This window comes from Thalassotalea piscium (genome assembly GCF_030295935.1).
Lineage (GTDB): Bacteria > Pseudomonadota > Gammaproteobacteria > Enterobacterales > Alteromonadaceae > Thalassotalea_B > Thalassotalea_B piscium.
Map to the genome: position 1 here is coordinate 789,813 of NZ_AP027362.1, position 13,186 is coordinate 802,998.

Annotated in this window: 3 protein-coding genes; 2 read left to right on the forward strand and 1 reads right to left on the reverse strand. The window is 37.2% G+C overall.

Features of this window, described 5'->3' with window-relative positions:
- Positions 1-136: 136 nt before the first annotated feature.
- Positions 137-4,801, forward strand: a complete 4,665-nt coding sequence (locus tag QUD79_RS03395; RefSeq protein WP_286289873.1) for an FG-GAP-like repeat-containing protein — start codon at positions 137-139, stop codon at positions 4,799-4,801.
- Between the two features lie 137 nt (positions 4,802-4,938).
- Positions 4,939-8,601: an FG-GAP-like repeat-containing protein gene (locus tag QUD79_RS03400; protein ID WP_286289875.1), complete on the forward strand. Its 3,663-nt coding sequence runs from the start codon at positions 4,939-4,941 to the stop codon at positions 8,599-8,601.
- Positions 8,602-8,683: 82 nt separating this feature from the next.
- On the opposite strand, the gene QUD79_RS03405 is transcribed toward QUD79_RS03400, so the two are convergent.
- A complete protein-coding gene (locus QUD79_RS03405; protein ID WP_184426901.1) occupies positions 8,684-12,760 on the reverse strand; it encodes a response regulator in 4,077 nt (1,358 codons plus the stop codon).
- Positions 12,761-13,186: the final 426 nt, after the last annotated feature.

The following is a 13,186-nucleotide window of genomic DNA, read 5'->3' on the forward strand; positions in this document are numbered from 1 at the left end:
TGATTGCACATTAAGTTGAATTAATGTGCAATTAGATCGTATTTACTTTACTAAAATAGTTAGTGTATAATTTAATCGTTTTGTTTATGTAGCTTTTTTATCAATTAATTAACTAAAAAATAGGGATGTTATTCTTATGTTTGTTAAGCTTCTTTTTAGTAAACTTTTTTTTATTGTATTTATTTTTATTACTACAATAAATAATGTAGTTGCCGCCACGTCAACTTGGACCACCACTGAGCTCGTCAGTGAAACTGAATTACATTACAATGATCATAACTCCAATCAGATGGCAGTTTCATGGAACGGTAGGTTTGTAGCTTTTCAATCTTGTGCATCAACGCTAGTCGATTATGACAGTAATGGGCGTTGTGACATTTTTTTACGCGATACGGTGCTAAATACCACGGATATTATCTCAAAAAACTTATTAGGTTTTCCTGCTAATGGTGATTCTTATGCACCATCAATTTCTGCTGACGGTCGTTATATAGCTTTTTATTCTAGAGCATCAGATCTTATTTTAATTGGTGGTAACTCTACATATGACGTGTATTTGTACGATAGGGTGATGAACTCAATAGAATTGATTTCTCTTGCAACTGATAATGTAAGAGGGAATGGTACTTCTTATGGACCATCTGTATCTGATGATGGTAATTTAGTTGTATTTACTAGTGCTGCAACCTCATTAGATATTGAACAAAATGATATAAATAATAGAGAAGATATTTATTTAAGAAACCGTAGTGCAGGGACTACTAAACGAATCAGTATTGCTGGAGATGGAACTGAAGGTGATCGAAATTCAGGTGATGCGGTTATAAGTGGTGATGGTAAATTCATCGCATTTTCATCTGATGCAACTACATTATTGCCTACTGATACTGATACTTATGACGATGTTTATCGTTATGATATATTAAATGACAGCCTTGAACTGATCAGTGTTGACTCAAATGAATTAAAGAACGCGTACCGCCCTAGTATTGCCCCAAGTATTTCCAGTAATGGTAATTTAATTGCTTTTCAGACTACAGGTTCGCTTGCTATTACAGATGGGGACACCAGAGATGATATTTACGTTAGAAATGTAAGTGCTGGTACTACTGTTCAAGTAAGTCTAAATGAAAATGGGGTTAATACTGAAGGGTGGGCTACCAACCCTAGTATTTCGGCAGATGGCAGTCGTGTGGCTTTTTCGTCTACCTATGACTCTTTTACTTCTGATAAACCTGATGCTACTAATCATGAAATATTTGTCCGTGACTTAATTTCGGGTACAACAGTTATGGCTTCTCATGCTTACGATAGTAGCTTCCCAGGCGACGGTGACGCACTTTTACCTAAACTATCAGCTAATGGTCAGTTTATTGTTTATTATACCGACAGGCAGGAAATAAATGCCTTAGATGTAGATAATCTTGATGATGTGTTTATGTATGATTTATTATCAACTACAACCGTTAAAATTAGCGAACCTGCTGGACAACACTATACCAGTGACGTTGATGGAGTCGCTCTCTCAAGTACAGGACGATTTGCTTTAGTACGAACAGATGCTACTAATGTTTTAAAAGGAGGAGGCTCATACGATGATTTATATTTAATAGATCGAGCACTTAATACCAAAGAGCGATTAATGTTTGGCACTCGGGGTGCAAATTTAAATAGAGATATTGGTGATGCAGGTTTTGCTATTTCTAGCGACGGAGATAAGATCGTATTTGCTTCTTCGGCAACGAATATAGATGTTAATGATACTAGCACTACATGGGATATTTTTTATCACACTCGTAGTAGTGGCGTTACTAAACGTATCAGCGTTGGCCATGATGGCAGTGAAGCAAATGGTGATTCAGATAGTCCTGATATCTCAGGGGATGGGCGCTATGTTGTATTTACGTCTAGAGCAAGTAATATTGTATCCAATGGTGATAGTTATACAGATATTTACTTGTACGACGCAGTTTCTGAAGAAACCATTTTAGTCAGTAAAAATGCTAACGGCTTCTCAACAACAGGAACATCTTCAAATCCGAAAATAAGTAGTGCTGGCAATTATATTACCTACCAAACAACTAAACATGGCGTGTTTGGGTATGACAGCGGCTATTCTCATCAAATAGCCTTGTATGAAGTAGCAAGTAAGCAAAATACGTTGGTAACACTCTCTGTGGGTGAAGACCCAACTAACTCAAGCAACTATAAACCATCAATTTCATGGAATGGACGGTATGTAACATATAATTCAGATGCTACAGAGGAAATTATTGGTTATGATAATGATCACTCTTCATACGATGATATACTTTTATATGACCGCGCAACTAACCAGACTCAATTAATTAGTTTAGATACTGATAATAGCCAAATTAGATATGCTTATGATAGTGAGATTTCGGATAATGGTCAGAAAGTGGTTTTCAAAGGCTATAATGCTGCAAATGAAGAACATATCTTAGTGCGTGACTTAGTGGCAAACACCACACATTATATAGCTGAAGCAGGTAATATTTCGGATCATATTAAACCGCGTATTTCTGCCTCAGGAGATATTGTTATTTACCCTTCTAAAATACCACAGTTAGACTCGGTGTTGGCTCATAGCACAATTACCCAAGCTTATATAGCAATTCAAACAACTGACAGTGATGATGATGGTATTCCTGACAACATAGACCTTGACGACGACAACGACGGCATGTCAGATGAGTTTGAATTGGCTAACGGCCTAAACCCACTTGACCCAACAGATGCATTAGTAGACTCAGACAATGACGGTTTAACTAATCTTGCCGAGTACTTAGCAGGTACCAACCCTCAAGACAATGATTCAGATAGCGACGGTATTTTAGATGGCGATGACTTATCACCGTTAATGCCATTAACCGACAACCGCGGTATCGACTTTAATAGTAACGGCCTAGCAGACTTACTGCTTAGAAATAAAAGCACGAATCAATGGTACTTATACGGTATAGATACCGACTTAAGCTTAGCGAGTTGGGGCGGTGTAGGGCTGACAACGGACAGTAACTGGACAGTACAAGACATAGGGCATTTAAATAATGATGTTAATGCTGATGTACTGGTACGCCATGATAATGGCCATTGGTATCAATTTACCTTAGATGGTAACCGTAGTGTTACAGGCGATGTAGGGTTTATAGGACAGCTGCCACAATCAAAAGACTTTGAATTTAAAGGATTGCAGGACTTTGATAACGATGGGCTATCCGATGTACTAGTCAGAAATAGCACCAATGGCAGTTGGTGGCTATATCGTCTTGATGGAGCTAAAGGCGTTGCGAGCTATCGAAGCTTAGGGGTAACAACTAACCAAGACTGGGTATTTGAAGGACTTAGCGACCTTAATAACGACGGTTATGTTGATGTGTTATTACGCCATAACACCAACGGTGCATGGTATGTTAACCACCTTGATGCGAATGGCGATGTATTATCAAGCTCAGGCGGATTAGGGGTAAGTCGCAATAGCGATTGGCAGGTTAAACGTCTTGTTGATATGAACAGCGATGGCGTGGTTGACTTATTGCTACAACATCAAAGCACTTATGCCTATGAAGCCGTGGCCTTAAACCTTAATCGCACAGAGCGTGTAGCAGGTACTCACAGCTTAAGCGCAGGTATCCCACAAGATGAAAACTGGGTACTTCAACAAGTCGCAGACTATAACCAAGACGGTAACGTAGACCTAATTGTACGACACAAAGCTGATGGCCGCTGGAAAGGCTTCTTACTTAATGGACAAGGCAACCTAGTACCAGGTAGTCGTAACATGGGCATGACTAAAGATATCAACTGGCATGTTGTCCCTACAGAGCAAGCAGAAGAAGATGCAATAATCAACGATGACTTTAACGGCGATGGTATTCCCGACGTGCTTATGCGTAATAGCAATGGTATTTGGTGGATTAATCACCTTAATGGCAATCGTGGTCTTGCAGCTAATTCAGGCGGCATAGCGATGATAGGTGATACGAACTATCAACTTAAAGCCAAAGCAGACTTTAACAACGATGGTTTTGAAGATGTACTGGTGAGAAACATGAATACAGGAGTATGGTTCATGTATCACTTAAACGGTGCAAGAGGGTTTGCAGCTAATTCAGGTGGTGTTGGCCTATCAACGAGCTTAGACTGGGAATTTAAAACAGCCGAAGACTTTAATGGCGATGGTAACGTTGACATTTTAATGCGTAACAGCGTAACAGGCGGTTGGTGGATATATCATATGAATGGTGCGCGTGGTTTAGCGGCTAATTCAGGTGGTATAGCCTTAACAACAAACGCAAGCTACGAGTTTACAACAGCGAAAGACTTTAATGGCGATGGCAATACCGACGTACTGGTGAGAAACAGCAGTACAGGGGCTTGGTACCTTTATCATCTTAATGGTAACCGTGGTTTTGCAGCAGGCTCAGGTGGTATAGGTATGAGTTACGACACCGACTGGGAATTTAAAGCCGCACAAGACTTTAACGGTGATGGTAATACCGACATTCTTGTACGCAATAGCGCAACTGGTGGTTGGTGGTTATACCACTTAACTGGTGCAAGAGGTATTGGTGCGGGCTCTGGAGGTTTAGGACTAACAACTGGCGCAGCATGGCAGTTTAAGGCAGCCAATGACTTTAATGGTGATGGTAATACCGACGTGCTTATACGTAACAGTAATGGCGCATGGTATCTGTATCACCTTAATGGCAATAGAGGCTTTGCCGCTGGCTCAGGTGGTGTAGGAATGACCACTAATGGCAGTTGGATGTATCAGTAATAAGGATAGATAGCGCCCGATATATGTCGGGCGTTTTAAATATAGTGGAACATAAAGTGAACTTTCATCTAATTAAAAATTTAATACTAAATAGTATTGTCATTAGTGTTTTCTTATTGGTTGGATTACTTTTTAGCATGAATTCTTATGCTGCAAAAGACACAAAACAATTATGGAATTTGACTCAGTCAATACCAAGCTCCTTTCTTGGTGACCCTACAACGTTTATAAGAAAGTCAATGAAAGGCAAACAAAGTGTTTTAATCAATAAAGATATTATTCGATCATTAAAAGTAGGCGACACAATAATATTACCTTTATTGAATAATAAGAGTGCTGAATTTACCATCACAACCTATAAAGTAAAAAATAGTATTGTATCTATTACAGGGAAAACTACAGAGCAGGATTTTGATTATCCTCTAGTGCTAACCCTTGGCGAGCGAAGCTTTTTTGGCCGAGTTGTTACATCAAACACTACGTATTCAATTAAAGCAATTGATGGTTCAGGTGAATTAGGCAAAGAAAGTGTCATTCATAAAAATCGACATACGGACAGAGTTGATTATTTAATCCCCCCAAAAAAGAATAAGACTAATAGCAATATTGTTAGTCCAAAATCTTTGTCCAAAAAAAACCGTCAGACCATAGAGACTGAAAGTGGAACGCCAACAGAGAATGTTACAATTAAATGGTTAGTTGCTTATACGTCTGGCGCGTTGCAGGCTTACCCTGAAATTGAAACAAAACTGGTTCATATTGAATCCATAACTAATCAAATATATATAGACAGCGGCGTTAATTTAACCCTTGAATTTGTTCATAAAACCCTTACTAGCTTAGCTGACAGTGAAAGTATGAATACAGCATTGTATAGATTAAGTGGGCAGAATGGTTACAGTATAAAAAATGATGCTGAAGTGAAAAGAATTTGGGATCTACAATTGGCTAATAAAGCTGATTTTATGACGCTAATTAAAGTGGAGCCAAGCGGAAGTTCAAGCTGTGGGTTAGGATGGGTTTTATCTTCTCCTGCCACTATTAAGATGACTAAAACTGTGGTTGATATTTCTTGTGCAGACTATGTTGTAGCTCATGAAATTGGCCATAATATGGGGCTAAAACATTCATATGAACAGGGGGATACTGGAGCAAATTATGATTTTGGGCGAGGTTATGGGGTAGCGAATGAATTTGTGACAGTTATGGCCTATGCTAGTGCATTTGGTGTTTGGGGTAATGATAAAATATATAAGTATTCATCACCTGAGTTAACGTGTAAAAATGGAATGCCTTGCGGGATTGACAAGAATCTTTCAAATGGAGCCGATGCTGTATATGCGTTAAATGCACACACGGTAGAATTTGGAAAGTTATATGATGAGAGTGTTGCTTATGTGAAGTTTGATGATGCAATCGCTCAATTACAAGATCAAACACTTGCTCAGTGTATAAAAGATGATTACCCGGATGCGATAGTTGTGAGCGAGGTCACCTCTATTGATTGTTATAATTATACAGTAACTGATCTAAAAGGGCTTAGTGTATTTTACTCATTAAACTGGCTCCAAGTTTCACAATTTAATTTACCTTGTTGGCAAGTCGATGTTGTAAATAATATTTGGGGTATTGAACAAGCTTATTGGGTTACTCAAAACTGTAAAGCTGATGGTAATGAAATTCAAGACTTTGACAACGACGGCATGTCAGATGAATTTGAATTGGCTAATGGCCTAAACCCACTTGACCCAACAGATGCATTAGTAGACTCAGACAACGACGGTTTAATCAGCCTTGAAGAATACCAAGCAGGCACAGACCCAACAAATAGTGACACTGATGGAGATGGTGTATTAGATGGCGATGACTTATCACCGTTAATGCCATTAACCGACAACCGCGGTATCGACTTTAATAGTAACGGCCTAGCAGACTTACTGCTTAGAAATAAAAGCACGAATCAATGGTACTTATACGGTATAGATACCGACTTAAGCTTAGCGAGTTGGGGCGGTGTAGGGCTGACAACGGACAGTAACTGGACAGTACAAGACATAGGGCATTTAAACAATGATGTTAATGCTGATGTACTGGTACGCCATGATAATGGCCATTGGTATCAATTTACCTTAGACGGCAACCGCCAAGTAACGGGTGACGTAGGCTTTATAGGGCAACTACCTACAGCTAAAAACCTTGAATTTAAAGGACTGCACGACTTTGACCGCGATGGGCTATCCGATGTACTAGTCAGAAATAGCACCAATGGCAGTTGGTGGCTATATCGCCTTGATGGAGCTAAAGGCGTTGCGAGCTATCGAAGCTTAGGGGTAACAACTAACCAAGACTGGGTATTTGAAGGACTTAGCGACCTTAATAACGACGGTTATGTTGATGTGTTATTACGCCATAACACCAACGGTGCATGGTATGTTAACCACCTTGATGCGAATGGCGATGTATTATCAAGCTCAGGCGGATTAGGGGTAAGTCGCAATAGCGATTGGCAGGTTAAACGTCTTGTTGATATGAACAGCGATGGCGTGGTTGACTTATTGCTACAACATCAAAGCACTTATGCCTATGAAGCCGTGGCCTTAAACCTTAATCGCACAGAGCGTGTAGCAGGTACTCACAGCTTAAGCGCAGGTATCCCACAAGATGAAAACTGGGTACTTCAACAAGTCGCAGACTATAACCAAGACGGTAACGTAGACCTAATTGTACGACACAAAGCTGATGGCCGCTGGAAAGGCTTCTTACTTAATGGACAAGGCAACCTAGTACCAGGTAGTCGTAACATGGGCATGACTAAAGATATCAACTGGCATGTTGTCCCTACAGAGCAAGCAGAAGAAGATGCAATAATCAACGATGACTTTAACGGCGATGGTATTCCCGACGTGCTTATGCGTAATAGCAATGGTATTTGGTGGATTAATCACCTTAATGGCAATCGTGGTCTTGCAGCTAATTCAGGCGGCATAGCGATGATAGGTGATACGAACTATCAACTTAAAGCCAAAGCAGACTTTAACAACGATGGTTTTGAAGATGTACTGGTGAGAAACATGAATACAGGAGTATGGTTCATGTATCACTTAAACGGTGCAAGAGGGTTTGCAGCTAATTCAGGTGGTGTTGGCCTATCAACGAGCTTAGACTGGGAATTTAAAACAGCCGAAGACTTTAATGGCGATGGTAACGTTGACATTTTAATGCGTAACAGCGTAACAGGCGGTTGGTGGATATATCATATGAATGGTGCGCGTGGTTTAGCGGCTAATTCAGGTGGTATAGCCTTAACAACAAACGCAAGCTACGAGTTTACAACAGCGAAAGACTTTAATGGCGATGGCAATACCGACGTACTGGTGAGAAACAGCAGTACAGGGGCTTGGTACCTTTATCATCTTAATGGTAACCGTGGTTTTGCAGCAGGCTCAGGTGGTATAGGTATGAGTTACGACACCGACTGGGAATTTAAAGCCGCACAAGACTTTAACGGTGATGGTAATACCGACATTCTTGTACGCAATAGCGCAACTGGTGGTTGGTGGTTATACCACTTAACTGGTGCAAGAGGTATTGGTGCGGGCTCTGGAGGTTTAGGGCTAACAACTGGCGCAGCATGGCAGTTTAAGGCAGCCAATGACTTTAATGGTGATGGTAATACCGACGTGCTTATACGTAACAGTAATGGCGCATGGTATCTGTATCACCTTAATGGCAATAGAGGCTTTGCCGCTGGCTCAGGTGGTGTAGGAATGACCACTAATGGCAGTTGGATGTATCAGTAATAAGGATAGATAGCGCCCGATATATGTCGGGCGTTTTATTTAGTATAAATTGAATATTAATAGGGTTATATTATTTTCTAAGTTACTTGCGAAACGCTTTAGGGCTTAAATTAAACTCTTCTTTAAAATGCTTGTTGAAATATGAAGTATTTGTGTAACCGCACTCTTCAGCAATTATTTGTATTTGTTTATCCGTCATTAATAATTTTTTAGCTTTATTCATTCGAGATTTTTTTAATATTTCTGTAAATGTTTGGTCAAAATATTGTTTCAGTTTTCTACGTAGAGTTGAGGTCGACATATTATGAGCATCGGCTAGTTCTGCAATACTATAGCTTGAATTTTGCTGATTTGCTTTTAAGGACTCTTTGATCTGAATAATAAACTTATCTTGATTATTATCGATTATTTCAATATTTTCTTTAGTAGTAACATAATTTAGTTGTAACTGCTTTTGTGCTTCTTTGGTTGTAATTATATTGTTAATTTTTAGCTGTAAATTACTCATTTTAAATGGCTTGTTTAGGTAATCGTCAGCTCCTAAAGAAAGACCTTTATATAGACTCGAATTGTCAGATTTGGCCGTTAGCAATAAAAAAGGTATATGCTTAAAGTCGTTAGATTGTTTAACGTGTTTACATAAATCAAAGCCATTCATTATTGGCATCATTACATCAGAAACAATAATATCTGGTAGATCACCCTTTGTTTGTTGAAGGTATTCAAGTGCTTGGTTTCCATTACAGCAAAACGTAACACAATATTGCTTGGCTAATGTTTCTTTAAATAAAATTGTTAAGTTAGTGTCGTCTTCTACAAGTAAAACGTTATAAACCTTTTTACTTGTATTTGAAGGGGTTGTGGAGTTGAGCTGATAACTTTTCTGTTTTTGGGGTGTTTGCTCTGTTGTTTCTGTTTGAGGTTGTTGACAAGATAATGGTAATGATAGAATTATTTTACAGCCTAGTTCAAAGTTGTTAGTAATGCTTAATGTGCCTTGGTTTTTATTGATGTATTCTTTTACGTTCCATAACCCTAACCCTGTTCCCTCAATGTGCTTTGATTCTCTATAGTATTTATAGCAAATCTTGTTTAAATCTTTAAAACCAGGTCCTTGATCAGAAATGCAAAATACCAAATTATTATCCTTAAGGTATAAGGTTATTGTTACGATTGAGCCATTAGGTGAATACTTTATGGCGTTATCAATTAAGTTACCAAATATAATATGTTCAGAGTCAACGACTAAATTAGCGAAAACATCCTCCCTTACATCAGAATGAAAATTTAATGTAATGTTAGATTTATTAGCCTGTACTTTATGGTGCTCAATAAGCGTTGTTATACTAGACCTTATGTTGGTTAACTCACATTGATTATTAGATGATGCGGGATCAGCGTTAAGTAGCATATTCTTTACTAAGTAGCGCAAACGTTGCGACTGGCTTTCTACAATTGAAATATAATTGGCGTATTTAATTGAAAGTTCTTTTTTGGGAAGTAGATCAAGGTAATTTAAAATAAGTGTTAATGGCGTTTGTAATTCATGTGATGAAGACTCGAACATATGCTCTTTTTCTGCAATTGCTTTACTTAATAACTTTGTTTTTTCTTGTACTTTACTTTCGAGTAAAGTGTTTTGTCTTATTAGTTTTGTGCTTCTTCTTTTAAATAAAGCAATGATAGATAGTATAAATAGAACTATGTAAATTATTTTGGCATAAAGTGACAACCAAATAGGGGGTGAAATTATAATCATTAACTTTAGATTGTTTTCTGCCCATAAACCATCGCTGTTGCTACTTCCTGCTTCTAAAAGGTACTTACCGTATGTTAATGCAGAAAGGCTTATTTCTGGTTTTAATGTGGTAGCCCAATTACTATTATTAATACGGTAACGATATTTTTTATTATTTTGATTAACATAATCATCACTGTGAAAAGTTATATTAATTTGCTGAGTGTCAGAGGTTAAATTTAATTTGGGTATATTGTTATTGGTTGTAATTTTATTCGTAACCTTCTTTCCATCTACAATTAGGCTGTTTACGTGGTGTTCGCTTGGGAGCACAGTATTATGAATTATGTCGGTTTTTGGTTTAAACCAAGTTAAGCCATAAAAGCCACCATAAATTAAAGTACCATCCGGGTTAAGGTGTGCACTATTAAGATCAAATAAATTGGTCGCTAGTCCATCGTTAGTTGTGTAAGTTTTAACTTCATTATTACATTCTGTAAGCTGGCATAACGTTACATTAGCGAGACCTTTTTCTGTACTTAGCCAATACTGGTTTTCAGATATCTTAGTAACTGATTGTATTGTGTCATTTAATAAACCATCGTTAGCGTTCAATTGGCTAAATTCATTTCGACCCTTCATACGGTAGAGTAAACCACCGCCCCATGTCGCTATAGCCGGTTGTTGGTAGTCATCTATAGTAATATCCATAATAGCGCTATTATATAAATCTGCGCTATATGTATAAGTTTCTGAAATTGTAAAATCTCTATCTAACTTAAATAATCCTTCCGTTGCGAGTTGACTGCCTAACCAGATTTCACCCTTGTTATTTTGTGCCATACCCCAAACAGCACCTTCTATTACAGGTATTTTTTTAACAAGCTTCATATCTTTTCTATGATATATCAATACGCCATTGGTTGTGCCTATTAGTAATTGTTCATTATCTATCGGCAGAAAACTGAGTAAACCTTGTATGTTTTCTGGAGAATAAATTTTATTAATAGTGTCATCTGTTAAGTTTATTTGGTACAAGCCGCTACCTTCGGTTGCAACCCATAGAATATTTTTATCTTTATATAAAGATCTAATGTGTACTTTAGTTAGGAATTGTTTGTCTGTTTGCCATGTATCTTGATGTTTAACAATTTTAATCAGCCCGTTAGTTTGACTCCCCAACCATATAGTATTGTTATTAATTTTTATTATGTCTCGTAGTGAATGCCCTCCAGTTAATCGCACGAGATCTGATTTATGTAAATTGTTGAATTTATTTAGTCTTGTAGAGGCTATTTTTAAACCCGGCGTACCATCAGCAATTAAGTATTGATCATCAGTTACTTTTACTACACTAAAAGTCGACCCGCCCAAACTTGCAGAAGTTTTATCTTTTAGGGCAGATATTTCAGCTTTTTCATTGATTAAAAACAAACCGATATTAGTCTCTAATATCGTAGGTAGAGCCTTGGTATAACCAACACCTTTTATCCATTGTGCTAAATTGTTTTTTTGAGGGAGTAACAGAGATTCTAATTTATGGTTTAATAAATCATATTTATAAGCGCCACATTCAGACAGAGCCATAATATGATTACTTGAAACAGTGTAAAAAATGGGGTTGTTAAACATATGAGCTCGAGTTTGTGCTTTTATACGTTTAAATTGTTCTTTACTACAAAATGCCACATCAATCGACGAAATTAATTCAGTTTCTTTAAAAGTTAAGTGACTTTTAGTGCTTATTAAATGTAGAAGGTTATTAGTTAGAAACAGACCATAAAAACTATCACTGTGAGTTTTAAAAATTAAATTAAGTGGTAATTCAATGCTTTTGCTGTAATAAAGACCTTTTTGCGTTAAAACATAAACAGAACTATTCGCATTATTAAGTTTAAAGTTAATAATGCGTTCATCTTGTGGTGTTGCTAATAGGAGACTATTTTTATTAACTTTTGACGAATACAGAAATAATTCACTTGTAGTATTCCAAAGCCATTGTGAACTTGATATTTTTTCTGTGTGAAGAAATGTGTTTATTTGATTTAAATTATATGGGGCTTTAACATAACCATCTTTAATGCGGTCAAAATAAATTACGTCTGATAAAAAGGCATTTATGGCTAAATATCTGTTACCTAACTCATGAATACTACTTATAGCGCCATTAAAAGCATGCGCATTAATGGCAAATCTATCATCTAACTTTACTAAGTTTTTGTTTGTATATCGATAAAGTCCTGAATCCGTGCCTATATAAATACGTTTTTGTTTATCAACAAACATTGTTCTAATTAACAAGTCTTTCAATGCAGGGTCATTAACAGGTGCTATAACTAAATTGTTAGCATTACCATTATTTGAACAAAACAAACACAATATATAAAGAAAAAGAACTAGTTGATGTACAACTAACTTCATCCACTGAAACCTTATTAAACATAAAAGCTGAAAAACATTAACACAATACAATACTCTTTAGAATAATTTGTAACTGTAAAGTTGATCCCACGCAATGTATTGGAACCAAAAGCTTAATTAACCTGAGTTCGGGATAAGCTAAGTACACCAAAGCTAAGATTTTTGCGCGCATCTGCGTATAATTTGCTACTAATAGCCAGCTATTAGGTACACAAATCAGCCTTGATTCACACAAAACTTTTAGCATTGGTTGAGTTACAATGCACCTAGTACTTATAAAAAATCACCTAAAGCACTGTAAACTATTATTTTAAATGTTTTTATGCACATCCATTATCCCGAACTCAGGTTAATTAATACTAAGTTGATTGTATTTTGTTAATAGTTGCTTGGATCGTGTTATTAATTTATGGAGCAAAACCCTAT

Excerpts from the sequence above, each read along its gene's own strand:
- QUD79_RS03395 (WP_286289873.1), top strand. The coding sequence starts at position 137 with ATGTTTGTTAAGCTTCTTTTTAGTAAACTTTTTTTTATTGTATTTATT.
- QUD79_RS03405 (WP_184426901.1), bottom strand. The coding sequence starts at position 12,760 with ATGAAGTTAGTTGTACATCAACTAGTTCTTTTTCTTTATATATTGTGT.
- QUD79_RS03400 (WP_286289875.1), top strand. The coding sequence starts at position 4,939 with ATGAATTCTTATGCTGCAAAAGACACAAAACAATTATGGAATTTGACT.